Here is a 25323-nt window from a genome sequence, read left to right as displayed (position 1 = left end):
AGACCGCGAGGCGCGTTGCAGGGCGCAAAGCATGACCCTGCGCTCTCTGGTGTCCGGCATTGATCCGCTTGTCCGCCTGCTGGTGCTGGCGATCCTGCTGGCATCTTTCCTACCCGTAAGCGGCGAGGGCAAGGCCGCCGCGCAAATCGTGGCCGATGCGGCGATCTTCCTGCTGTTCCTCCTCAACGGCCTGCGCCTGCCGCGCCGTGACGTAGCGGTGGGCATTGCCAATTGGCGTTTCCTTTCGCCGCTATTTCTGTGGTGCTTCTTCGGCATGGGCGCAGCGGGCTGGGCCTTGTGGCAGGCGGGCCTTGCACTGCTGCCCACGCAGGTCGCGCTGGGTTTCCTGTTTCTGGGCGTGCTGCCCTCCACCGTGCAATCGGCCACGGCCTATTCCTCGCTGGCAGGCGGCAATGTGGCAATCTCGGTGGTCGCGGCGGCGGTGCTGAATGTGGCAGGCGTGTTCGTCACCGCGCCGCTGCTGGCGCTGATGGCGGGCGGGGCGGGGCCGGGGATAGATCTGGCCGGATTGGAGCGGATAGCGACGATCCTGCTGCTGCCCTTTGCCATCGGGCAGGTCTTGCAGAACCGGTTTGGCGGCCTGGTCAAGGAGAGGCGGTCGCTGGTCAGCTGGATGGATCGCAGCGCGATTGCGATTGCGGTCTATGTCGCCTTTTCCAGCGCGGTGGAGCAAGGGCTGTGGAGCCTGGTCGGCCCGGCGCAATGGGCAGTGTTGCTGGCATTCGTCGCGACCTTCCTTGCCATCGGCTTTGGCGGCGCGTGGTGGCTGGGCGGCGCGGTCGGTCTGGCGCGGGCGCAGCGCATATCCTTCCTGTTTGCCGGCGCGCAGAAGAGCATTGCCCTGGGCGCGCCGCTGGCCAGCGTGATGTTTCCGCCTGCGCTGGCGGGGCTGATCCTGTTGCCGGTGCTGGTCTATCATCTGCTCCAGCTGGTGCTGTCCGCGCCGCTGGCAAGCAGGCTCAATCGGCAGGGATAGCTTCGTGCCCGTGGCGCCGCTGCCAGCGCATTGACCACCACAGGGAAAAGCCGATCATCACCGCGCCGATCAGCCCGGTGATCGTTTCCGGGATGTGGAAGCGGGCGGATACCAGCATGATGGAGCCCAGCGCGATGATCGCCCAGAACGCGCCGTGTTCAAGGTAGCGGTATTGCGCCAGCGTGCCTTGCCGCACCAGATGCACCGTCATCGAACGCACGAACATCGCGCCAATCGACAGGCCGATGGCGATCACGATCATGTTGTTTGACAGCGCAAAGGCCCCGATCACCCCATCAAAGCTGAAGGAGGCGTCGAGCACTTCGAGATAGAGGAAGCCGCCAAGGCCGGATCGCACCACCATGCCGCTCGCCTTCTTCGCCTGTTCGCGCAGGTCCAGCCATGTGCCCAGCGCGTCAACCGCGATGAAAGTGACAAGCCCGCACAGCCCGGCGGTCAGGAAGGTCAGCGCCTCCGCATCGCTCAGCAGCGCAGAAATGCCCCACAGCACCAGCAGCAGCAGGCCGATTTCCACAGCAGGCAGCGCGGAAACGCGTGTCAGCCGCTCCTCGATCACCGCGATCCAATGGACCTCCTTGTCCGCATCGAAGAAGAAGCGCAGACCCACCATCATCAGGAAGGCCCCGCCAAACCCGGCAATGCCGATATGCGCGCCCGAAACGATGCGCTCATATTCCTGCGGCTGGTTGAGCGAGAGGTCGATCGCCTCCATCGGGCCGATCCCTGCCGCCACCGCGACGATGGCGAGCGGAAACACGATGCGCGTGCCGAACACCGCAATGGCGATCCCGTAAATCAGGAAGCGGCGCTGCCAGACTTCGTCCATCTCTTTCAGGATGGAGGCGTTGACCACCGCATTATCGAAGCTGAGCGAGATTTCGAGGATCGAAAGCACCAGCACGATCCACAGCAGCGACAGCGTGCCCGCCATACTGCCCGTGCTGGCCACGCCATACCACAGCGCCAGGCCAAAGCAGACCGCCATAAAGACCAGCGAAAAGGTGTAATAGCGCAACAAGGTCGCCATGCGGTGTTCCCCCGGCAGGATAAGTGTGCGGCGCGCTAGTCCAGCCGCGTGGTTCCCGCAAGGGGCAGGCTATTTCGGTTGATAGGTCTGTTCTTTGCCGGGGAAGGCGCGGGTGCGCACTTCGGCGGCATAGGTTTCGGCCGCGCGGGCGATAATCTGCGCCACATCCTCATACCGCTTCACGAAACGGGGTACGCGTTCGAACATCCCGACCATGTCATCGGTCACCAGCACCTGCCCATCGCATTGCGCCGATGCGCCGATGCCAATGGTGGGGCAGGCGACATTCTGCGTCACCGAAATGGCGATGGGTTCCACCACGCCTTCAACCACGATGGCAAACGCGCCGGCTGCATCGAGCGCGCGCGCATCGTCGAGAATCTTGGCGGCTTCTGCCTCGCTGCGCCCGCGCACGGCATAGCCGCCCAGCACGTTCAGCGCCTGCGGGGTCAGCCCAACATGGCCCATCACCGGGATGCCGCGTTCGGACAGGAAAGCGACCGTTTCCGCCATCGCCGCGCCGCCTTCCAGCTTTACGGCTGCCGCGCCGCTCGCCTTCAGCAGCATGGCCGCGCTTTCAAACGCCTGCGCAGGCGATGCCTCGTAGGAGCCGAAGGGCATATCGACCACAACCGCCGAGTGATAGGAACCGCGCACCACGGCCGCCGCGTGGTTCGCCATCATGTCCAGCGTGACGGGCACGGTTGAGGGCAAGCCGTAAATCACCTGCCCCAGCGAATCGCCCACCAGCAGCATATCGCAATGCGCATCGAGCAATTGCGCCTGCCGCGCGGTATACGCGGTCAGCATCACGATAGGTTCCGCCGTTACCCCGTCCTGCTTGCGCGCGCGGATGGCCGGCACCGTCAGGCGGCGCATGGGCTGGGGCGTGGGATGCGCGCGGCTGGTCGAGGTGTCGAGATTGAAGGTCGTGGACATGGCCCGCCTTCTAGCGGTGCGCGGGGCCATCTTCCAACACTTCTTGGGCAGAGGCTCTCGACGCCGCTGCGAAGTCAGGGCAGAACAGCATCTTCGCATAACAGCAGGATTTATGGGCGTGGCAGCAGCAATCGGATCGGGAGCACAGGGTTCGGGCGATCACTGGTCGTCGCGCACGGCTTTCGTGCTGGCGTCCATCGGTTCGGCGGTGGGGCTGGGCAATCTGGTGCGCTTTCCGGCAGAAGCCGGGGCCAATGGCGGCGCGGCCTTTGTGCTGTTCTATATGTTCTGCGTGGTGCTGATCGGGATTCCCCTGCTGCTGTCCGAAACGCTGATCGGCCGGCATGGGCAGGCTGCTGCGCCTGCCAGTTACCGCAAGCTGGCGGTGGAATCGGGCGCATCGCCCAGATGGGAATGGGTTGCCGGCATTGGCGTGTTTTCCTCCACGCTGGTGCTGGGCTTTTACTGCGTGCTGGGCGGCTGGGTGCTGTATTACATCGGCATTTTCGCAGGCGATCTGGCGGCCACCGGCGTTTCGGGCACGGCGTTTCAGGGTATGTCGGATGATGCGGTGGAGGGCCTTTTCCCCGCGCTGATCGGCAATGGCCCGCTGACGGTGACGTTGGATGTCGCCTTCCTCCTCATCACCTTGGCCTTTGTGGCGCGCGGTGTGTCGGGCGGGATCGAGAAGGCGGCGGTGTGGCTGATGCCCGCCTTTTTCGTGCTGATGCTGGGGATCACGATGTACGGCGCAACCGGCGGGCATTTCATGGATGCGGCCAATTACCTGTTCAAGTTCGAGCCCGAAAAGCTGACCGGGCCGGTCATGCTGGCGGCCGTGGGGCAGGCGTTCTTCTCGCTGTCGCTGGGTATGGCCTGCATGGTGACCTATGGCTCCTATGTCGGACGCGATGTCAACCTGGCAAGATCGAGCGGCATTATTGCGGGTTCCGATACGCTGGTGGCGATGGTGGCAGGGCTGTGCATCTTCCCCATCGTCTTTGCCGCTGGCCTTGCGCCCGAAGGCGGGCTGGGCCTGATGTTCCAGACCTTGCCCCATGCGTTTCAGGATATGCCCTTCGGTTCGCTGATCGGCCTGTTGTTCTTCATCATGGTCGCCTTTGCCGCGCTGACCAGTTCAATCTCGCTGCTGGAAGTGCCCACTGCCTGGCTGATCGACAAGTTCGGCCTGCGCCGCATTGCCGCCTCCATCATCATTGCCTTCGCCGGGCTGGTGCTGGGCGTGCTTTCGGCGTTGTCCACGGGGATGCTGGCGTGGTTTCACCCGCTCGATATTGTGCCGCTGTTTGCCGACAAGGGCGTGATGGATGTGCTCGACATCTTCACCTCGCGCCTGACCATGCCGATCACCGCGCTGCTTACCTGCATCTTCATCGGCTGGGTAGCCGACCGGCGGCTGGTTGACAGCGAGAGCGGGCTGGGCAGCGGTGCGCACCAGGTCTGGCGCTTTCTCGTGCGTTGGGTGTGTCCGGTGGCGCTGCTGGCGATCCTGTGGGTGGGGTTGACGTCCTGATGCTGTGATTTCTGCGCGGCCCTTTGCGCGCGCCGCCTTTCGGGCGGTTGCGAATCGTCTTCGATAAGAACATAAGAAGAACATCGGAGCGAATCAGATGGACCTTTCTTCTCTTCCCACAGCCGCAGGGCTGTTGGCGCCTGCGGCCACGGCGCAGCGCTGGCAACCGGGCCTTGGCCGTGAAGGTGTGCGCGTGCTGCACAGCGAAATCTTTGCGCATGGTGATGACGGGGCCGGGGTGGCCGCCGCGCTGGCGCTGGCTCTGGATGATCTGCGCTATCAGCAGGAGGCCGGGGCAGGGGGCGTTGCAGAGGAAAAGCCCGTGCTGTGGGTGCAGGATGAACGCTCGCTCAAAAAGACCGGGCGGCCCTATCGCCCCGGCCTGCCGCCTGCCTTGCGACACCGGATCATCCATGTCGCCGCGCGCGGCGCGCAGGACGCGCTGTTCGCGCTGGAAGAAGGGCTGCGCTGCCGTGACCTTGCCTTCGTGATCGGGGAAGTGGCGGGCAATCCGCGCGAACTGGGCCTCACCGCTTCGCGCCGGCTCAGCCTGGCGGCAGAAAAGCATGGCGTGCCGCTGTTCCTGGTGCGGCACGATGCGGCGCGCGATCTCGGCTCTGCCCGGATGCGCTGGCAGGTGCGTTCCGCCCCGTCGCCGCGTGGCTGCTGGAACCCTGCCGCGCCCGGTGCGCCCAGTTGGCACGCCGAACTGTTCCGCGCCCGCGCGCACCCGCCGGGAGAATGGATCTTGCGCAATGACCGGGAAACCCTTGTCGCCGAACGCCCCGCTGCCGCCATCCAAACCGCCGCGCCGGATCATGGCGATCTGGTGCCCGCGGCTGGCGCTGGATCGCTGGCGGCAGGCTGAAGGTTGCGCGCGCGGGCAAGGCGCGGATGCCGACCCGCTGGCGCTGATAACCGAAACCGCGCACGGCCCGCGTATCGCCGCGGTGAACGATGCGGGCCAGGCAGGCGGCGCGGCGCCGGGCATGATGCTGGCCGATGCGCGCACGCTGTGCCCGCATTTGCGTGCCCTTCCGGCTGACCCGGCGGGCGATCTGGCCTTTCTGGAACGGCTGGCGCTGTGGGCGCGGCGCTGGGGGCCGTGGGCGGCGATGGATGCGCCTGATGGCCTGCTGGTCGATGTGACCGCGGTGGCGCATCTGTTCGGCGGGGAGGAACGGCTGCTGGCCGATGCCCATGCCCGCTTTGCCGCGCAGGGGCTGGCGGCGCGCGCGGCGATTGCCCCCACCGCAGGCGCGGCCTGGGCGCTGGCCCGCTATGGCCCGGACAGTGCCATCATCGCGCCGGGGGAGGATGTGGCAGAACAGCTTGCGCCGCTGCCAGTGGCGTCATTGCGGCTCGACGCAGATGTGCTCTTGGTGCTGCGCCGCCTCGGCATCAAGCGGGTGGGGGATATGGCCGGCCTTGCAACGGGCGAAGGCGGGCGCGATGCGGTGCAGCGACGCTTCCGCAACCGCCGATCCCCCGCGGCCAATCCGCTGGTGCGGCTTGACCAGCTGGCGGGCCGCGTGCCCGAACCGCTGCTGCCGGTGGTGGCGGCAGAACCCGCGCTGGTGCAGCGCCGCCTGCTTGACCCCATCCGCCACCGCCCGCTGCTGGATCAGGTGCTGGCTGACCTTGCCGCCGATCTGGTGCGCGTGCTGGAGGCGCGGGGAGAAGGCGTGCGGCGGCTGGAACTGGCGCTGTGGCGGGTGGATGGCGATGTGGCGGTGCGGCGGCTGGAACTGGCGGCGTCCACGCGTGACGGGGCGCATATCTGCCGCCTGTTCGCCGCGCGGCTGGACGATGTGGAGGCGGGCTTTGGCATCGAAATGGCGCGCCTGATGGCGACATGGGCCGAGCCGCTGGCGCTGGCGCAGGCCGATCTGGATGCGGCGGCAGAGGTGCATGGCACCTCGCTGGCGGCCTGTATAGACCGGCTGACCGTGCGGCTTGGCCCGCACGCGGTGCGCCGCCCGGTGCCGCGCGGCAGCCATCTGCCCGAACGCGCGCAAGGCTGGGCGGAGCCGTTGGCCCCCGAACCGCCTTCGCAACATCTGCTCGCTTTCCATACCAGACCCTTGAAATTGCTCGATACGCCAGAGCGTATCCTTGTCACCTATGCCGCGCCCGATGGGCAGCCCCGGCAATTCACCTGGCGCGGCTGTTTGCGTGAAGTGGCGCGGGCGGAGGGGCCCGAACGCATCGCGCCCGAATGGTGGCGCGAGAAAGGCAGCGCACGCCTGCGCGATTACTACCGGGTCGAGGACGGGGAGGGGCGCCGCTACTGGATATTTCGCGCTGGCCTTGCGGGCGATGGGCGCGGGGCCGACCGGCACGGCGCAATGCCCGACTGGTTCCTGCACGGCCTGTTCGCCTGATGTGGCCAAAAGCAGGGGCTAGGCAGGCGCACTATAAGAACATATACAGAACAAATGCGCCAGCTCAGCACTCTCGAAAAGCTCGGCATCCTGGCCGATGCGGCCAAATACGATGCCTCCTGCGCCTCTTCCGGCACGGCAAAGCGCAATTCGAAAGGCGGCAAGGGCATCGGTTCGACCGAGGGGATGGGTATCTGCCATTCCTATGCCCCCGATGGCCGCTGTATCTCGCTGCTCAAGATCCTGCTGACCAATCACTGCATCTTCGATTGCCATTACTGCGTGAACCGCAAAAGCAGCAATGTGCCCCGCGCGCGCTTCACGCCGCAGGAAGTGGCGGACCTGACGCTCAGCTTCTACCGCCGCAATTATATCGAAGGGCTGTTCCTCTCCTCCGGCATTGTCAAAAGCGGCGATCATACGATGGAACAGATGGTAGAAGTCGCCCGTATCCTGCGGGAGGATAACGATTTCAGGGGCTATATCCACCTCAAGACCATTCCCGAAGCCTCGCCCGAACTGATCCACCGGGCGGGCCTGCTGGCCGACCGCGTGTCGATCAATGTCGAACTGCCCACGGTGGCGGGCCTGACCCGTCTGGCGCCGGACAAGAATGAGGGCACGATCGAGGGCGCGATGGGCGGCATGACGCAGGCGATCGAGGAGGCAAAGGATGCGAAAAAGCGCTTTCGCCACGCCCCGCGCTTTGCCCCCGGCGGGCAATCGACGCAGATGATCGTGGGGGCAGACGGGGCGAGTGACGCCGATATCGTGGGCAAGGCCAGCCGCCTCTATGGCGATTTCCGTTTGCGCCGCGTCTATTACTCGGCCTTCAGCCCCATTCCCGATGCCAGCGCCGTGCTGCCGCTGAAGCGTCCGCCGCTGGTGCGCGAACATCGCCTTTACCAGTCGGACTGGCTGATGCGCTTTTACGGCTTTGCCGCCGATGAAGTGGTGGCCGTCGCCGGGCCGGATGGCAATCTGCCGTTGGATATCGATCCAAAGCTCGCCTGGGCGCTGAAGTTTCGCGCGCAATTTCCCGTGGATGTAAACCGTTCCTCCCGCGAAATGTTGCTGCGGGTGCCGGGGCTGGGCACGCGCGCAGTGGGGCAGATCCTTGCCAGCCGCCGCCACCGCACGCTGAGGCTGGAGGATGTGGCGCGGCTGACCACCTCGCTGGCAAAAATCCGCCCCTTCATCGTTGCCGCAGACTGGCGGCCCACGCTGCTGACCGACCGGGCTGATCTGAAAGCGCTGGTCGCGCCCCGGCAGGAGCAATTGGAGCTGTTCGGGTGATGACCGCGCCCCGCCAGCGGCGCACGGTGCGGCTGGGCGCATTTTACGCCGTGCACCTGCCCGAAGCTGACGATTTCGCCTTCTGGCGCGAACGCGCGCGTGCGCTGGTGCAATGCGATGTGCCGCCCGATCGTGTGGCCTGGGTGGAGCCGGGGGCAATGGGCAGCCTGTTTGGATCAGGAGAAACGCGCCTGCCCGCAGCCCCGCCCGACGCAACCCCGGTGCGCGCCAGCAAGGCTTTCGTGCAGGCAGCGCAGTTGGCCATCTGCCATTCGGACAGCGAGCGGTTCGGTCTGCTCTACCGCCTGCTGTGGCGTTTGCAGGCCCATCCGCGCCTGCTGGAAGACCGCGCCGATCCCGATGTGCGCTGTCTTGATGATCTCACCCGGCAGGTGCGGCGCGATATGCACAAGATGCGTGCCTTTGTCCGCTTTCGCCTGGTGCCGACCGATCCCGATGCGCTGATCGATGGGCTGGCCGGGCCGGAGGCGCAGGAACATTACGCCGCCTGGTTCGAGCCGGAGCACCATATCCTGCGCGCCAATGCGGGGTTTTTCGTGCGCCGCTTTGCCACTATGCGCTGGTCGATCCTCACCCCGCGCGGGTCGCTGCATTGGGATGGGGAGGCGCTGTGCGAAGGGCCGGCGGCGGTGAAATCCGATGCGCCTTCGGGCGATATAATGGAGGATCTGTGGCGGCGCTATTACGCCTCCATCTTCAATCCCGCCCGGCTGAAGATCGGCGCGATGCTGAAGGAAATGCCGCGCCGCTATTGGCGCAATCTGCCTGAGGCCGAGCTGATTGGCGATCTGATCGCGGGCGCGCAGGGACGCGAGGCGCGGATGATTTCCACTGGCGCCGCGCCCGATGCGGCGGATCGTCCCGCCAGCCTTGCCGCCTTGGCCGATGCGATTACCACCTGCCGCCGTTGCCCCATCGGGGAATGCGCCACGCAAGGCGTTGCGGGCGAGGGGCCGCTCGATCCGCAAGGCTTTTCGGGCCTGATGATCGTAGGCGAACAGCCGGGGGATGAGGAGGACAGGGCCGGCCGCCCCTTTATCGGCCCGGCAGGGCAAGTGCTCGACCGGCATCTGGCGCAGGCCGGGATTGATCGCGGCGCGGCGCGCGTCACCAATGCGGTGCGGCATTTCAAGTTTGTGCAGAGGGGCAAGAGGCGGCTTCACCAATCGCCCACCGCGCGCGAAATCGATATCTGCCGCTGGTGGCTGGAAGCAGAGCGGGCGCTGGTCAAACCCCGTATCGTGCTGGCGCTGGGGGCGAGTGCGGCGCGCGGCCTGCTGGGCCGCACCGCTAGCATCACGCGCGAGCGCGGGCGGCCGCTGCCGCTGGAGGATGGCAGCGAGCTGTGGATCACTGCGCACCCGTCCTATTTGTTGCGTCTGGAAGGGGGCGCGCGCGATGAGCAGGAACGCCTGTTCGCCGCCGATCTCGCCGCCGTGGCCGCGCGGTTGGCGCAGCTGGGGAAGGTCTAGGCTACAATGCCCGAAAACGACCTTCAGGTGCCCCGCCGGACGCTTGCGCATGAAGCTGTCGAGGCATCCCCGCCGCCGCGCGCGCCCTTTGTCGAGCTGGGCGTGGTGAGCTGCTTCTCCTTCCTGCGCGGCGCGTCCGATGCGGTCGATCTGGTGCTGCGCGCCCGTGCGCTGGGTTATGATGCGCTGGGCCTTGCCGATGCCAATTCCTTTGCCGGGGTGGTGCGCCTGCATACCGAAGCGCGCGCGCTGGGTATCCGCCCGGTGATCGGATGCCGGATCGAGGTGGTGGAGGGGCTGGCTTTCCTCGCCTATCCCACCAACCGCGCCGCCTATGGCCGCCTGTGCCGGCTGATTTCGGCCGGGCGCATGGCCAAGCTGGACGGTGAATGGCAGGACAAGGGCGCCTGCGACATCAGCCTGTCGATGTTGGCGGAGCACAGCGAGGATGTGCAGCTGATCCTGCTGCCGCCCGATGATCTTTCCGCCCCTGTCACCGTGCCCGCCTGGGGCAGCAATGTCGTGGGCATGGATGGCAGCCTGTATCAGGAACAGGTGACGGGTGGCTTTGCCGATATCCTGCCGCATCTTGCCGCCGGGCTTCCCGCCATGCGCCATATCGCCGCCAGCTACCTCTATCGGGGCGATGATGTGGCGCGGATCGAGCGGCTCGATGCGCTGGCGCGCGCCAATGGCTGCACTATTCTGGCGACCAATGATGTGCATTACCACGCAGCTGACCGCCGCCCCTTGCAGGATGTGATGACCGCGATCCGCCACAAGACCACGGTGGCCGCCGCCGGGCATCTGCTCCACGCCAATGCCGAACGGCACCTGAAAGGGCCGGAGGAGATGGAGGCGCTGTTCGCCCGCTGGCCGCACGCCATCGCCGCCGGGCGCGATGTGGCGGATGCCTGCACCTTCAGCCTGGAGGAGTTGCGGTATGAATATCCGGAGGAGATTTATCCCGATGGCATGAGCCCGCAGGATTACCTCGTGCAGCAGACATGGGAGGGAACAAAGTGGCGTTATCCCAATGGTTTGCCCGAATCTGTTAAGGAAGCGCTGGAACGCGAGCTGGCGCTGATCGGCAAGATGGAACTGGCGCGCTATTTCCTCACCATCAAGGATATTGTCGATTTCGCCCGCGCGCAGGATCCGCCGATATTGTGCCAGGGGCGCGGCTCTGCGGCCAATTCGGCGGTGTGTTATGTGCTGGGCATTACCGCGGTTGACCCGGCCAAGCACCAATTGCTGTTCGACCGGTTCATTTCCGAAGACCGCAAGGAGCCGCCCGACATCGATGTCGATTTCGAGCATGAGCGGCGCGAGGAGGTGATCCAGCATATCTATGCCAAATATGGCCGCCACCGCGCAGGGCTGTGCGCCACGGTGATCCATTACCGCCCGCGCATGGCGATCCGGCAGGTGGGCAAGGCGATGGGGCTGAGCGAAGATGTCACCGCCGCGCTGGCGCGCACCGTGTGGGGCGGGCACGGGCACGAGATTGGCGAGCGCCACGCGACCGAGGCGGGGGTGGACATCACCGACCCGCATCTCAGGCGCGTGCTCAAGCTCACGGAGCAGATGATTGGAATGCCCCGCCATCTGGGCCAGCACGTGGGCGGGTTCATCCTGACGCAGAGCCCGCTGATCGAGACGGTGCCCATCGGCAACGGCGCGATGCCGGATCGCAGTTTCATCGAATGGGACAAGGACGATATCGAGGCGCTGGGCATCCTCAAGGTGGATGTGCTGGCGCTGGGGATGCTCACCTGCATCCGCAAATGCCTCGATCTGCTGGAGGCGCATCACGGACGCGCACTGACGCTGGCCAGCGTCCCGCGCGAGGATCCCGAAACCTATGCCATGCTGCGGCGGGGGGATTCGCTCGGCGTGTTTCAGGTGGAAAGCCGCGCGCAGATGAATATGCTGCCCCGCCTGCGCCCGCGCGAATTCTATGACCTGGTCATTCAGGTGGCGATCGTGCGGCCCGGCCCGATTCAGGGCGATATGGTGCATCCCTATCTGAAGCGCCGCCGGGGGGAGGAGGCGGTGGTGATCCCCGCGCCGGGCGCCGCGCATGGCCCGCCCGATGAACTCACCAGCATTCTGGGCCGCACCTTGGGTGTGCCGATTTTTCAGGAACAGGCGATGAAGATCGCGCTGGATGCGGCGAAGTTTTCAGGGGCAGAGGCGAACCGGTTGCGCAAGGCAATGGCAACCTTCCGCAGCCGGGGCATGGTAGACGAGTTGCAGGACATGATGGTGGAACGGATGGTGGCGCGCGGATACGACCGCGACTTTGCCCAGCGCTGCTTCAACCAGATCCGCGGCTTTGGCGAATACGGTTTTCCGGAAAGCCATGCGGCCAGCTTTGCGCATCTGGTCTATGTGTCGAGTTGGCTCAAATGCCATTTCCCCGCCGCCTTTGCCTGCGGCCTGCTCAATTCGCAGCCGATGGGCTTTTACGCGCCTGCGCAGATTGTGCGCGACGCGCGCGAGCATGGGGTGGCCGTGCTGCCGGTGGATGTGAACTGTTCGGACTGGGACTGCACTTTGGAGGTTATGGGTTCACGCGGAGGCGCAGAGGCACAGAGAAACGGAGGTTCGCTCACAGAGGCACAGAGGCACAGAGAAGGGGAAACTGCGGCACAGCCGCTTTCAAATGCCGGACAAGTTGCCGGCAACCGTGCTGAACCAAGGCCTGCGGCGCAATCTTCCACTGTGCCTTTGTGCCTCGGTGAGCGCCCAAAATCCTTCCGCGCCTCCGCGTCTCCGCGTGAACCCGACGCGGCAAGAGCGCTGCGCCTGGGCCTGCGTCAGGTGGACGGACTGCCCGAACATATCGCCGCCCGCATCGTGGCCGCGCGCGCGGAGGGCGGGGCGTTTGCCGATGTGGAGGATCTGCGCAGCCGCGCCCGCATTGGCCCTGCTTTTGTGGAGCAGCTTGCCAGCGCCGATGCCTTTGGCTCGCTGGGCCTGTCGCGCCGGCAGGCCTTGTGGGATGCGCGCAGCCTGATCGGCGCGCCCGATCTGCCGCTGTTCGCCCATGCGCAGGCGCGCGGTGATGGGGTGGAGAAGGGCCGCGCCGTCCTGCCCGCCATGCCTTTGAGCGAGGAAGTAGTGGCCGATTACCAGACCACGCGCCTGTCCTTGAAAGCGCATCCGCTGGCCTTCCTGCGCGCCGATTTGGCAGAGCGCGGCTTTGTGCGCGCCTGCGATCTGCGTGACCGGACATACCGCAGCATGGTGCAGGTGGCCGGCGTGGTGCTGATCCGCCAGCGCCCCGGCAGCGCCAAGGGCGTGTGCTTCATCACGCTGGAGGACGAGACGGGCGTCATCAACCTTGTTATCTGGCCCGATCTGAAGGACCGGCAACGCAAGGTGGTGATGGGATCGCGGCTGATGGAAGTGCGCGGCCGGGTGGAATATGATGACGAGGTGATCCACGTCATCGCCCACCATATGACCGACGCCACGCACAGCCTGCACCGCCTGTCGGACGATCTGTTGCAGGCCCCGCTGGCGCGCGCCGATCTGGCTGGTTCCTTGCCAGGGGAGTTGCCCCAAAACCCGCTTTCTGCACCGCCCAGCCGCAGCCATCCGCGCAATGTGCGGATCATTCCGCCGTCTCGTGATTTTCATTGAGGATGAGGATCAGCCGCAAGATTGGCCGATTTGCCCTCGACAGGGCGGTTCTGATGCTGCTCGCGCTGCTGGCGCTGGGTCTGGCCGCGCGCGGATGGGTGGAGGATCATCCGCAGCACAACCCCTTTGCCCCGCTGGACATCGCCCATCCGCCGGGCTGGGCGACAGGCATCAAGCTGGCGGCCCTGCGCGAGGATGTGGAGGAATGCCGCGCTGTGCTGGAACGCGGCGGCATCGCCTTTGACGTGCTGCCATCTGCGGGGGATGGGCAGTGTGCGCGGACGGATCGCACCGTCTTGCGCGGCAACACTATCGCGCCCGCCAGCCCGCAAATGACCTGTCCAGTGGCCGCGGCGCTGCACGTGTGGCTGACCCATTCGGCGCGGCCCGCCGCCGAAGACATACTCGGCTCTCCGCTTGTCCGGATCGAGCATATGGGCACCTTCAACTGCCGCCGGATCGGCGGGGGTGAGAGCGGCAATTGGAGCGAGCACGCCAGCGGTAACGCCATCGACATCGCCGCTTTCGTGTTGGAGGACGGCCGGCGTATCAGCCTGACACGCGGATGGGACGGGCCGGAGGAGGAGCAGGTCTTCCTGCGCACGGTGCGCGATGGCGCCTGCGCCAGCTTTTCCACCGTGCTATCGCCTGCGTATAACGCCGCCCATGCCGATCATTTCCATTTCGACCAGGCCCCGCGCATGATCGGCGGTGTGTGCCGTTGATCCTCTATACCGGTTCCAGCGCGTAACCGGCGGAGCGCACCGTGCGGATCGGGTCGCGCGCGTTTTCCACCGCGATGGCTTTGCGCAGCCGGCGGATATGCACATCCACCGTGCGCTCCTCGATTTCGCTGCCAGTGCCCCACACCGCGTCGAGCAACTGGTTGCGGCTGAACACGCGGCGCGGATGTTCCATGAAGAACTTGATCAGGCGGTATTCGGTGGGGCCGATCTGCAATTGCCGGCCCCGCCGTTCCACCCGGTGCGCCACAGGATCGAGCCGCAGATCGCCCGCCTCGATCGCTTCACCGGCAAGCGCCGGGCGCACGCGGCGCAGGACGGCCGAAACGCGGGCGAGCAATTCACGCGGGGAGAAGGGCTTGGTCACGTAATCATCCGCGCCGGTTTCCAGCCCGCGCACCCGGTCATCCTCGCCCTCACGCGCAGTGAGCATGATGATGGGGACGTGCGCGGTTTCCTTGTTGCGGCGCAGGCGGCGGCACACTTCGATTCCGCTGATGCCTTCGATCATCCAGTCGAGGATCACCAGATCGGGCGCTTCTTCCGATGCCATGACCATGGCTTCTTCGCCATCGGCGGTGACGCGCACGTCATAACCTTCGTTCTCGAAACGGTATTCGAGCAGTTCGGCCAGTGCCGTATCGTCTTCAACAAGCAGCAGTTTGGGTGCGGACATTTTGCGCTTTCCAATGGGCAGAGCTTATCCCCGCCCGTTCCTTCGCCGCCGCCATATTACATTTCTGTGTCAGAAATGTTTCAGCGTTCGATTTCGGTGGGATAGGAACCCAGCGCGACGAAGTGAACCATCTCCGCGATATTGGTCGCATGGTCGCCAATCCGCTCGATATTGCGGGCAACGAACAGCAATTGCGCCGCGCTGCTGATCGTGGCCGGGTTTTCGACCATGTAGCTGACAAGGTTGCGGAACACGCTGTCGTAGAAGGCGTCCACCTTGTTGTCGCGCGCAATCACCTCGCGCGCCACGATGGGATCGCGCGCGGCATAGGCGGTGAGCACATCGTGCACCATTTCCGCCGCCACTTCGGCCATGGCAGGCAGCAAGGTCAGCGGTTCAAACCGGCTGCGTCCTTCAATGCGGCCGGTGCGCTTGGCGATGTTCTTGGCATAATCGCCAATCCGCTCGATCACCCCGGCAATTTTCAGCGCGGCGATGATTTCGCGCAGGTCATCCGCCATGGGCGCGCGCAGGGCGAGAACACGGATGGCCATCGCGTCGACCTCGGCTTCGAGAGCATCCAGCTTGGCATCGCGTTCCACCACCTGGCGGGCCAGTTCCTCGTCCCCTGTGACGATGGCTTCCATCGCCTGCTGGATGGCAAGTTCCGCCAGACCGCCCAATTCCGCGATCAGGCCGCGCAGGCGGGTTATGTCTTCGTCGAACGCCTTGACCGTATGCTCTGCCATCAACCGTACCTGCCTGTGATGTAATCCTGCGTGCGCTTTTCGCGCGGATTGGTGAATATGTCCGAGGTATGACCGTATTCCACCAGATTGCCGAGATGAAAAAACGCGGTGCGCTGCGAAACACGCGCGGCCTGCTGCATCGAATGCGTGACGATCACGATGGCATAGCGGCCGCGCAGTTCGTCGATCAGCTCCTCGATCTTGGCGGTGGCAATCGGGTCGAGCGCGGAGCACGGCTCGTCCATCAGGATGACTTCGGGATCGACCGCGATGGCGCGGGCAATGCACAGGCGCTGCTGCTGGCCGCCGGAAAGCGCGGTGCCTGAATCTTCCAGCCGGTCTTTCACCTCTTCCCACAGGCCGGCGCGACGCAGGCTGCGCTCCACAATCGCGTCCATCTCGGTCTTGCCCTCGGCCAGGCCGTGGATGCGCGGGCCATAGGCGATGTTTTCATAGATGGATTTGGGGAAGGGATTGGGCTTTTGGAAAACCATGCCCACGCGCGCGCGCAGCTGCACCACATCCATGCCGGAATGGTAGATATCTTCGCCATCCAGCTCGATCACGCCTTCCACGCGGGCTGAACCGATCGTGTCGTTCATGCGGTTGAGCGTGCGCAGGAAGGTGGACTTGCCGCAGCCCGACGGGCCGATAAAGGCGGTCACGTGCTCGGTGCGGATATCGATCGAGACATTGTCGATCGCCTTCTTGTCGCCATAGAAGACCGAGACATCGGTGGCGCGCATCTTCGGCTCGCCCAGTTCCTGCGCATGGGGCGTGTCGGCGGAAAGCGTTTCGGTGGTCACCATTTCTTTTCGAACCTGTTGCGCAGATAGATGGCAAGGCCATTCATCAGCAGAAGGAAAACCAGCAGCACGATGATAGCCGCACTTGTGCGTTCCACGAAGCCGCGCGTCACCTGGTCAGACCACAGATAGATCTGCATCGGCAGCACAGTCGCGTTGTCGGTAAAGCCCGTTGGCGGGGTGGATACGAAAGCGCGCATCCCGATCAGCAGCAGCGGCGCGGTTTCGCCCAGCGCACGCGCCATGCCGATGATGGTGCCGGTCAGGATGCCGGGCAGGGCCAGCGGCAGCACATGATGGAACACCACCTGCACGGGCGAAGCACCCACTGCCAATGCGCCATCGCGGATTGAGGGCGGCACCGCCTTGATCGCGTTGCGCCCGGAAATCACGATCACCGGCATGGTCATCAGCGCCAGTGTCATGCCCCCGATCACCGGCGCGGATCGCAGTGTGGGAAACAGGGTGAGGAAAACCGCCAGCCCCAACAGACCAAAGATGATTGAAGGCACCGCAGCGAGATTGTTGATCGACACCTCGATAATGTCGGTCCAGCGGTTACGCGGCGCGTATTCCTCAAGATAGAGCGCAGCCAGCACGCCAATTGGGAAAGCCAGCAGCAGGGTTACGATCATCGTGTAAAACGAGCCGACCAGCGCCCCCCAGATGCCCACCAGTTGGGCATCGGTGGCGTCCGCGCGGCTGAGGAAGCCGAAATCGAAGGCGCGGCGCACATGGCCTTGTGCCTCCAGTTCGCGCGCCAGGGGCTGCAAGGCAGCCTGACCTTCGCCAAGATAGGCGGTGGAGAACCGGTCGGTCGTGGGCAGGGCAAAGGTGCCGCCGCGCTGCACGACAGAAGGGTCAGCGATGATGGCAGAGGCCACTTCGCGCCAGGCTTCGGAATTGATCTGCGCCGCGCCAGCCTCACCCAGCGTCTTTTCCGCGGCGAAGCTGACGATTTCGGGCAGGCCCTGGCTTTGCAGGGCACGGATGGCCGCGCCTTCATTGTCAGTCTGCATGACGGTGAGGCCCATGCCTTCAAAACTGACCGGCACGTCAAACACGGTGCGCTGGAACCCGCCGAGGCCGTTCCAGATCATGGTGCCGAGCAGAAAGACGAGCACCAGCAGGGAGAAGCCCACCGCGCCAAGGCCCAATGCCTTGAAGCGGCGTTCCGCGGCGTAACGCTTCTTCAGCCGTGCCTCGAAGGCGGGCGAGCGCGTGGGCGTGACAATCGGATTGCCCGTCATGGTCGCAGCCTCACTCATATGCTTCCCGGAACCTCTTTACCACGCGCAGCGCGATCACGTTCAGCGCCAGCGTAATCATGAAAAGCACCAGGCCCAGGGCAAAGGCGCTGAGTGTCGCGGGGCTTTCCAGGCTGGCTTCGCCGGTCAGCATGGCGACGATCTGGAAGGTCACTGTCGTCATTGCCTCAAACGGATTGGCCGTAAGGTTCGCCGCTGCGCCCGCTGCCATCACCACGATCATCGTCTCGCCAATCGCGCGGCTGATGGCCAGCATGACGCCTGCCACGATGCCGGGCAGGGCGGCAGGGATCAGCACGCGGCGGATCGTTTCGTTGGTGGTCGCCCCCATGGCAAGCGAACCGTCGCGCATCGCTTGTGGGACAGCGCTGATTGAATCGTCGGCAAGCGAGGAGACAAGCGGAATGATCATGATGCCCATCACCATGCCGGCGGCCAGCGCACTTTCGCTCGACGCGTTGGAAATGCCGATGGCAATGCCGAAATCGCGCACGGCAGGCGCCACCGTCAGCGCGGCGAAATAGCCGTAAACCACGGTGGGCACGCCGGCCAGAATTTCCAGCGCGGGCTTGATCCATTTGCGCGCTTGGGGGCTGGCATATTGCGTGAGGTAGATCGCCGACATCAGGCCCAGCGGAATGGCAACGATCATTGCGATGATCGCGCCGATGAAGATTGTGCCCCAGAACAACGGAATGGAGCCATAGCGCGCCGGGTCGGGTGTCATCGACATCGGGTCCGGGCCCCAATGCGTGCCCAGCAGGAAATCGACCGGCGAAACCATGCCGAAGAAGCGCACTGTCTCGAACACCAGCGTGCCGAAAATGCCCAAAGTCGTCAGGATCGCCACGGTAGAGGCGACGAACAGCACCACCAGCACGCCGTTTTCAATGCGCGATCGGGCGCCGAAATTGGGCTTGAGTCGGGTAAAGGCCCAGGCCGCGCCCACAAGGCCCAGCAGCAGCGCCACCACCACGCCGATCCAGTTGTAAAGCGCCATCGCTTCACGGAAGGGTTCAACCAGCGGCTGCGCTTCGGGGATCAATGCCCGATCGGCAAGGCCCATAGCCACGGCGCGCGCTTCATCCAGAATGGCATCGCGGCGCAGGCCAAAGGCGGGGAGGGCGCCTGCATCCGGACTTGAGAGCACGTGCTGGAGCACGAGATTGCCCGAAATGCCACGCCATAACGCCGCAAAGGCGAGCATCGGCAGGCCGATCCACAGGCCCGCATACCACGCGTGATAAATTGGCAGAGACGGGATCTTGCCCCCAGGCGCTTCCCTGCGGAATCGCCATGCCCGCCCGCGTGCCACCAGCCATCCGGCCAGACCCAGCCCGATGGCGAGGAGAAGCGGTATGACTGATGACATCGCGCGGTGCTCTACCCTTTACTTGCAAGCAGCTCCCTTCGGGAGGCTGCCGGCCTTTACTGGAAATCGGCGGCAGTCAAGGTCCGCAGCTCGGTAATGGCGGAATTGCTGCGCGCCATAACGTCATCCGGATTCACGACAAGACCGATCTGCGCCAGCGGGCCGCCTCGTCCCCAGCTTTCCGCCCAGGTCGCCAGGAATTCGCGCAGGCCGGGGATCGCGTCGATATGGCTCTTCTTGACGTAAATAAACATGGCCCGTGCGCCGGGATAGGCGAAGCTGGCGATGTTGTCATAGGTCGGCTCCACGCCGCCCATCGGCACGCCGCGCACCCGGTCAAGGTTTTCTTCCATGTAGGAATAGCCGAACACGCCCACCGCGTTCGGATTGCTCTCGATCTTCTGGACGATCAGATTGTCCTGCTCACCCTGATCGACATAGGCACCATCCGAACGCACTTCGGTGCAGACCTGCTTGTGGCGGTCTTCGTCACTATCCTTCAGAGCTTTCATGTCCGCATTGGTGTCGCAGCCGGCCATCAGGATCAGTTCGTTGAAGCTGTCGCGCGTGCCCGAGGTCGTCGGCGGGCCATACACGAGGATGGGCAGGGCAGGCAGCGAAGGATCGACATCATTCCAGTTGCGCGCGGTCTGCGGCTGTCCGTAGGGGTTGGCGGCGAGCGCCCGATACACCATTTCCGGCGTCAGGTTCAACGTGATGCCGTTCTTGGCGGCGGCCATCACCACGCCATCCATCCCGATCTGGACCTCAATGATATCGGTCACGCCATTGGCCTGACAGGTCTCGAACTCGCTCACCTTCATCCTGCGCGAGGCGTTGGCGATGCTGGGCGTCTGCGCACCGTCGCCCGCGCAGAACAGTGCGATGCCGCCGCCGGTGCCGGTCGATTCGATCAGCGGAGCCGGCAGGTCAGGGTGATTGCGGCTGAACAGCTCGGACACCACGGTGGCAAAGGGATAGACGGTGGAGGAACCAACCGCACGCACGGCAAGGTTGGAAGTCGATCCTCCGCCGCTGCCACAGGCGGCAAGGGCGATCGCGCCGAGGGCGGCTGCAGCAAACTTGAAAGCATTGGTCATCAGGGGTTTTCCACTTCACTTGAGAGCTAGCGTTAGAGGCCCACTATTGCGCAAAGGCGACAGATTGGTGACAAGCTGCTGGCACATCCATGTCATGCATGGGTCAAGTGCCGTGTGGCAAGTCCCGTCAGCCTGCGTGCCTGGGCAATTCGGATCAGAAATCGACCTGGCCGCGGACGCCCAATACATCGGCATTCCACTTTCGGCTGCCTCCCGGCAAGGCAAAGGCGGCAGCCGCATATTCGAGATGCCCGTAATTCACGGTCAGGCGGGTGTAGGTGGTGGGAACCCAGATCAGCGAGGCGAAATAGCCGTCCTGCTGGCCCCCGGCGATTCCGGCATCGACAAGATCGAGATAATCGTAACGCAGATTGATCTGCCACGCGCCGGGGCCGCCTGCATCCACGCCGCGGGCCGGGCGCGTGCGTTCCCACTTGCCGGAGCGGTAGCCACGGGAATCGCCGTTGGTCAGGTAATAGCCGACTTCGACGAAGCCGCCGAAAAAGGTGGGATCGGGCGCGAGGCCGGGCACAGTGACATTCTGCCAGAATGCCTCGGCATTGGCGTGCCAGCGGCCCGAGAGCATGGCGGCTTCCACCCCGGCGCCGAATTCCCTGCCCGCAGCAATGGTGGGAGTGGCAAGCGGGCGTTCGGACGTAAAATGCACAAGCGGGCGCTGACGGTAGCGCACGGTGCTTCCCGGCTCCAGATCGGCCATGTGCAGTGATGCGCCGAAATGCAGCTGCGTCTCACCCCGTTTCGGTGCATAGACAGCACGGGCATCCACGCTCCAGTTCTTGGCCGGCAAATCATCGACATTGTCGGTAAAAACCCCGCCCTGAAGCATCACCGGCCCATCCGAATACTGGGCCGAAAGACCCAGCCGGCGCTCGAAGCCGAAGGCATCGGTAAAGGCGGCGCGTTCGATGAAGGTGGACCAGCGGCTGCTGGTGAGTTCTTCCATGCCCTGGAAATTGTTGTGCTGGCCGGCCGTCAGCGTCAGCCCCCCATTGCGGTAGGTGACATAGGCATCGGTCAATTCTGCCGCGCCGCCGGTGAAATCCACTTCGGCCTTGTATCCGAAACCGCCGGGAATATCGCCTTCAACCCCTAGGCGCATACGGCGCATCTCGCTCGAAAAGCCATCGCCGCGGCCCAGCGCATCGGGAAGATCGGTCAGGCCGGCATCGATGTTTAAGCGGCCAAACGGCTTGAACGACCATCCACCGGCCTGCCGCACCTGCGGGGCGCCGGCAAAGCTGGTTTGCGGCGTAGCGGCCGCTGAAGAAGGCGCCGCCGGTGCCGCAGCGGGAGCGGGGGACGCCGCGCCTTCCGCCTGACTTGCCTGCAAACCATCGAGGCGTGCGGAAAGGTTGGCAAGCTGCGCTTCCAGAGCGGCGACCTGCGCGCGCAAGGCCGCGATTTCGTTGTCCGGTGAGGCGCTGGTCACGGTGCTTCCGGCTTCCTGCGCGGTCGCGGAAGCGGGGACAAGCACCGAGGATGCTATGAGACCATGCGCCAGAGCGCCTGCCATTCGCGAAAGTGCCATGTGTCATTCCCTTTTTCTGTCCAATATGTGACAGAATTCGGGCGCCCCTATGTCCGCTACATTGCACTTTTATGACAGAATTTGGCGTTTGATGACAGTTTCGTTAAGGCGTCTCTTGCGCAGCCAGTGGCAACCAGACGCTGACACTGGTGCCGAACCCCACCTTGCTGGTGATGTCGAGCCTTCCGCGGTGGCGTTCTACGATGTGCTTCACAATCGCCAGGCCAAGGCCCGTGCCGCCACCCGCGCGGCTGCGCGAGGGATCGGTGCGGTAAAAGCGCCGTGTGAGGTGGGGGATATGTTCGGCGGCGATCCCTTCGCCGCGGTCTTCCACACGCAGCAGCGCCATGTCCCGTTCCGCCAGCGAAAGGCTGATAACCACCGGCTTGTCCTCGGCACCGTATTTCAGCGCATTATCGACCAGGTTGCGCACCAATTGTTCCAGCTGGTTGCGATCGCCGCGCACGGTTACGGGTTCGGGTGGCAATTCGAACCGGATGCGGTCGACGCGTTCCGCTCCGGCGCCGTCGCGCGCCGCCTGCCGCACGACAGCCGCCAGATCGAGCCGTTCGCGCGGTTGATCGTGCTTTTCCGCCTCCACTCGGCTCAGGCTCATCAGATCGTCAACCAGCGCCTGAAGCCGGCGCGCTTCGCGCAGCACCGTGGCATAGAAGCGCTCGGCCTGTTTTGGCGCGATATCGGCACCCGGTTCCGCCAGCGTTTCCATATAGCCGATAATGGAAGCAAGCGGCGTGCGCAGTTCGTGGCTGGCATTGGCGACGAAATCGGTATGCGCGCGGCTGACGTCGGCCTCTGACGTGCGATTGATCAGTTCGATCAGGCTATAGCGTTCGTCAATGCGCTGATACGACATCTGCCAGTTGCTGCGCGGGCCGGTGAGGCCCTGCACGGTTACGCTGCCGCCTTCCTGCCTGTCGAGCAGGTCAACCGCCAGCGGATGGCGCAGCGCCACGCGCGCATCCTGCCCCACGATATGCGCGCCGATTGCCTCGCGCGCGGCCTTGTTTGCCACAATGATGCGGCTGCCATCGAGCATCAGCATGGGCAGGCCTGAATGTTCGATCAGGTCGCGCATCCCCGAACGGGTCAATTGCACGCCTTCCAACGCGGGCGGGGCGGGCGGGGCAGGCGGCGGCATGGCAAGCCAGAACGACGCGCACCAGACCAGCACCACGCCCGCCACAATGGCCGGATCGATGCCCGAGACGGCAAGCACTACCCCCGTTGCCAGAGCAACAAGGAAGCCGCCGATGGGAATGAGACGCCCCTCCATGGCAAGCGGACATAGACGCAAGTTCGGCGGCAGGAAACCGCGAAAAGCCGGGGCTGTGCGCCAATTTTGAGCTGTTGTCCGGGATGTGACCGGATGGTGACCCCTACGGGAATCGAACCCGTGTTTCAGCCGTGAAAGGGCCGCGTCCTGACCGCTAGACGAAGGGGCCGTCACCGTGGTGAACAGGCCCGTTGCGGGGCCCTTGCCGGCAGATTCGCACCCGTGGTGACCCCTACGGGAATCGAACCCGTGTTTCAGCCGTGAAAGGGCCGCGTCCTGACCGCTAGACGAAGGGGCCACTGCGGTGCGAGCGGCGCACTTACGGGCGCGCGGCCACGCGGTCAAGCCCTGCTGATGGCGGCAATCGCCTTTTCCGGAAGGGGGAGGGTGCCCATGACCACTTTCGCCGGGAATCGGGCATCAATCTGCCCAGGCAGCATCCTCCAGATGCAGTTCCGCCGCAGGACGCGCGCCCCAATCGTCGATCTTTGCCCGGCCGGCCAGCCACAATTTGCGCCCATGCGCGCCGTGGAGCAATGTCTGGCCAAGTGTGCTGTCTGCCGCGCGGAACGCCATCGCCTTGAACGAGGCGCCATCATCCCCCGCCGCGATGAGGCGCAGATGGTTCTCGCCCACAATGTCGGCCTTCACCAGCCGCACCGGCCCCACAGCGATTCGCGGGCCGGGCCAGCCAACGCCGAACGGGCCGGCCTGTTCCATCACCTGCACCAGATCAGGATTGAGGCCGCGCGGCGCAGTGGCAAGGTCAAGCCGCAGCACCGCCTCCGCACTGGCGCGGACAACCGGCGCCGCCAGGCGATCCTCCAGCCAGCCGGCCAGATCGGACAGGCGCGATTCCTCCACCGTCAATCCCGCCGCCATTGCGTGCCCGCCGCCAGCCACCAGCAGGCCGCCTTCGCGCGCGGCGATTATGGCAGCGCCCAGATCGACCCCGGAAATCGAACGGCCCGAGCCCTTGCCCTGTCCCGTTTCCGAATCGAGGGCAATGACGATGGCCGGCTTGCCGGTCTTTTCCTTGATGCGCCCCGCGACAATCCCGATCACGCCGGGGTGCCAGCCATGCCCGGCCACCACCTTCACCGCCCGATCCCGCTGGGCGGCAAGTTGCTCTTCCGCCGCTTCCTGCACCGCCGCCTCGATCGCGCGGCGTTCCTCGTTCAGGCGCGAGAGTTGGGCGGCAATGGCGGCGGCCTCGCCCGCATCCTCGGTGGTGAGCAAGCGCACGCCGAGTGTTGCTTCGCCCACGCGGCCACCGGCATTTATGCGCGGGCCCAGCGCAAAGCCCAGATCGCTGCAGGTGGGCGCGCGGGTCAGACGGGCGGCATCGATCAGCGCGGCCATGCCGGTATTGCGGCGATGCGCCATCACCTTCAGGCCCTGCGCCACGAAGGCCCGGTTCAGCCCACGTATTGCGGCCACGTCCGCCACGGTGCCCAGCGCCACCAGATCAAGCAGCGAAAGCAGATCGGGCTGTGGGCGATGGGCGAAATAGCCGTGGCCGCGCAGGGTGCGCACCACCGCAACCGCCAGCAGGAAGGCAACGCCCACCGCCGCCAGATGGCCGTGCGCCGCGCCGATATCGCTTTCGTCCAGCCGGTTGGGATTGACCAGCGCCAGCGCCACGGGAAGCGCGCTGGCGCATTTGTGATGATCCACCACGATCACATCAACGCCTGCCTGGTGCGCGGCATCCAGCGCGTCATAGGCCATGGCCCCGCAATCGACCGTGATAACGAGGCTTGACCCTTCCTTGCCCAGCCTTACGAGCGCTTCCCCGGATGGCCCGTAACCTTCCAGCAAGCGATCTGGTATGTAATGACTGGCATCATGGCCCAGCATACGCATCAACCGGATGAGCAAGGCGCTGCTGGTGGCCCCGTCCACATCATAATCCCCGTAGATCGTCATCCGTTCGCGCGTCAGCACTGCCTGCGCGATCCGCTCGGCCGCGCGGTCCATGTCGCGAAAGGCCGATGGATCGGGGAGGAAATTGCGCAGCGAAGGTTCCCGGTGCAGGTCAAGTTCGGCCTGTGCCACCCCGCGCGCCATCAGCAATTGCGCGATTATCGCCTCTCCCGCTTCTACCGAAGCCGCATTGCCAAGCGCCATATTCCCACCCATCCATTGCCAGGACTTGCCGGAAAGGGAGGTGCTGATACCAAGGGCAGCATGGTGGTGGGATTGCTGGCTGCGGTTTGCGGCAGGACTGTGGGCGGGAGCTTGTTCCATCGTGCCGATGCTAGACAATGCTTGGGGAACAGAAAAGCGGTGCAAGGCGTTTGCCACCAACCGATGACGCGAAATTGGTCCGAACTGGATCAGAGTCCACAGTCCAGCTTGCCTTGTCCGGCAATTGGCATAACGCCCCATTCCTCTTGTTGGGCGCAAGGCACTGGGAGGACG

The 25323-nt window shown here is 64.9% G+C and carries 19 protein-coding genes and 2 tRNA genes; 8 read left to right on the top strand and 13 right to left on the bottom strand.

Annotated features, from left to right (window positions below):
- Nucleotides 1–31: 31 nt before the first annotated feature.
- The gene (locus tag WFP44_RS04400) at nt 32–997 is read left to right on the top strand and encodes a bile acid:sodium symporter (RefSeq protein WP_336925169.1); all 966 of its coding nucleotides are present in this window, start codon (nt 32–34) and stop codon (nt 995–997) included.
- Here the strand turns inward: WFP44_RS04400 and WFP44_RS04395 are convergent.
- Together WFP44_RS04395 and panB are read right to left on the bottom strand one after the other, a co-directional pair.
- A complete protein-coding gene (locus WFP44_RS04395; protein WP_336925168.1) occupies nt 981–2045 on the bottom strand; it encodes a DUF475 domain-containing protein in 1065 nt (354 codons plus the stop codon). The two genes, WFP44_RS04400 and WFP44_RS04395, sit on opposite strands and share 17 nt — an antisense overlap.
- A 69-nt stretch (nt 2046–2114) precedes the next feature.
- Entirely contained in the window at nt 2115–2984 is an 870-nt protein-coding gene (gene panB / locus WFP44_RS04390; RefSeq protein ID WP_336925166.1) for a 3-methyl-2-oxobutanoate hydroxymethyltransferase, read from the bottom strand.
- Between the two features lie 118 nt (nt 2985–3102).
- On the opposite strand from panB, the gene WFP44_RS04385 reads away from it, so the two are divergent.
- From WFP44_RS04385 to WFP44_RS04355, 7 genes are all read left to right on the top strand, one after another.
- Nucleotides 3103–4518, top strand: a complete 1416-nt coding sequence (locus WFP44_RS04385; RefSeq protein ID WP_336925165.1) for a sodium-dependent transporter — start codon at nt 3103–3105, stop codon at nt 4516–4518.
- A 97-nt stretch (nt 4519–4615) separates the two neighbouring features.
- Nucleotides 4616–5386, top strand: coding sequence for a hypothetical protein (locus tag WFP44_RS04380; RefSeq protein ID WP_336925163.1), 771 nt, complete (start codon nt 4616–4618; stop codon nt 5384–5386).
- Nucleotides 5274–6902: a Y-family DNA polymerase gene (locus WFP44_RS04375; RefSeq protein ID WP_336925162.1), complete on the top strand. Its 1629-nt coding sequence runs from the start codon at nt 5274–5276 to the stop codon at nt 6900–6902. Before WFP44_RS04380 ends, WFP44_RS04375 begins: the two co-directional genes overlap by 113 nt.
- Nucleotides 6903–6956: 54 nt before the next feature.
- Nucleotides 6957–8198, top strand: coding sequence for a putative DNA modification/repair radical SAM protein (locus tag WFP44_RS04370; RefSeq protein ID WP_336925161.1), 1242 nt, complete (start codon nt 6957–6959; stop codon nt 8196–8198).
- Nucleotides 8198–9691: a UdgX family uracil-DNA binding protein gene (locus WFP44_RS04365; protein WP_336925159.1), complete on the top strand. Its 1494-nt coding sequence runs from the start codon at nt 8198–8200 to the stop codon at nt 9689–9691. The genes WFP44_RS04370 and WFP44_RS04365 overlap by 1 nt, the downstream gene beginning before the upstream one ends.
- 6 nt (nt 9692–9697) lie before the next feature.
- On the top strand, nt 9698–13342 hold the full coding sequence (locus WFP44_RS04360; RefSeq protein WP_336925158.1) for an error-prone DNA polymerase: 3645 nt from the start codon (nt 9698–9700) through the stop codon (nt 13340–13342).
- Nucleotides 13343–13344: 2 nt separating this feature from the next.
- Entirely contained in the window at nt 13345–14067 is a 723-nt protein-coding gene (locus WFP44_RS04355) for an extensin-like domain-containing protein (protein WP_336925157.1), read from the top strand.
- A 4-nt stretch (nt 14068–14071) separates the two neighbouring features.
- Here WFP44_RS04355 and phoB read toward each other — a convergent pair whose 3' ends face one another.
- From phoB to recJ, 11 genes are all read right to left on the bottom strand, one after another.
- Entirely contained in the window at nt 14072–14761 is a 690-nt protein-coding gene (gene phoB / locus WFP44_RS04350) for a phosphate regulon transcriptional regulator PhoB (RefSeq protein WP_336917454.1), read from the bottom strand.
- An 80-nt stretch (nt 14762–14841) separates the two neighbouring features.
- Nucleotides 14842–15510 (bottom strand): phosphate signaling complex protein PhoU, encoded by a 669-nt coding sequence (gene phoU / locus WFP44_RS04345; protein ID WP_336925156.1) that lies wholly within the window; start codon nt 15508–15510, stop codon nt 14842–14844.
- A complete protein-coding gene (pstB, locus tag WFP44_RS04340) occupies nt 15510–16319 on the bottom strand; it encodes a phosphate ABC transporter ATP-binding protein PstB (protein WP_336925155.1) in 810 nt (269 codons plus the stop codon). Before pstB ends, phoU begins: the two co-directional genes overlap by 1 nt.
- Nucleotides 16313–17584 (bottom strand): phosphate ABC transporter permease PstA, encoded by a 1272-nt coding sequence (gene pstA / locus WFP44_RS04335; RefSeq protein WP_377922949.1) that lies wholly within the window; start codon nt 17582–17584, stop codon nt 16313–16315. The genes pstB and pstA overlap by 7 nt, the downstream gene beginning before the upstream one ends.
- Nucleotides 17577–18956 carry a phosphate ABC transporter permease subunit PstC gene (gene pstC, locus WFP44_RS04330; RefSeq protein WP_336925154.1) on the bottom strand — a complete coding sequence of 460 codons (1380 nt, stop codon included), beginning with the start codon at nt 18954–18956 and terminating at the stop codon, nt 17577–17579. Before pstC ends, pstA begins: the two co-directional genes overlap by 8 nt.
- 56 nt (nt 18957–19012) lie before the next feature.
- Nucleotides 19013–20056 (bottom strand): substrate-binding domain-containing protein, encoded by a 1044-nt coding sequence (locus WFP44_RS04325; RefSeq protein ID WP_336925153.1) that lies wholly within the window; start codon nt 20054–20056, stop codon nt 19013–19015.
- A 154-nt stretch (nt 20057–20210) separates the two neighbouring features.
- Complete coding sequence (locus WFP44_RS04320; protein WP_336925151.1) at nt 20211–21605, bottom strand: porin; 1395 nt, start codon at nt 21603–21605, stop codon at nt 20211–20213.
- A 103-nt stretch (nt 21606–21708) separates the two neighbouring features.
- Complete coding sequence (locus WFP44_RS04315) at nt 21709–22899, bottom strand: sensor histidine kinase (protein WP_336925150.1); 1191 nt, start codon at nt 22897–22899, stop codon at nt 21709–21711.
- A 94-nt stretch (nt 22900–22993) separates the two neighbouring features.
- Nucleotides 22994–23068: transfer RNA gene (locus WFP44_RS04310), tRNA-Glu, on the bottom strand.
- A 54-nt stretch (nt 23069–23122) separates the two neighbouring features.
- A tRNA-Glu gene (locus tag WFP44_RS04305) sits at nt 23123–23197 on the bottom strand.
- Nucleotides 23198–23319: 122 nt separating this feature from the next.
- The gene (recJ, locus tag WFP44_RS04300; RefSeq protein ID WP_336925148.1) at nt 23320–25029 is read right to left on the bottom strand and encodes a single-stranded-DNA-specific exonuclease RecJ; all 1710 of its coding nucleotides are present in this window, start codon (nt 25027–25029) and stop codon (nt 23320–23322) included.
- Between the last annotated feature and the right edge of the window lie 294 nt (nt 25030–25323).

Origin of the sequence: Alteraurantiacibacter palmitatis (assembly GCF_037154115.1) — a bacterium.
GTDB lineage: Bacteria > Pseudomonadota > Alphaproteobacteria > Sphingomonadales > Sphingomonadaceae > Alteraurantiacibacter > Alteraurantiacibacter palmitatis.
This window is presented reverse-complemented; position numbering and strand designations above follow the sequence as displayed.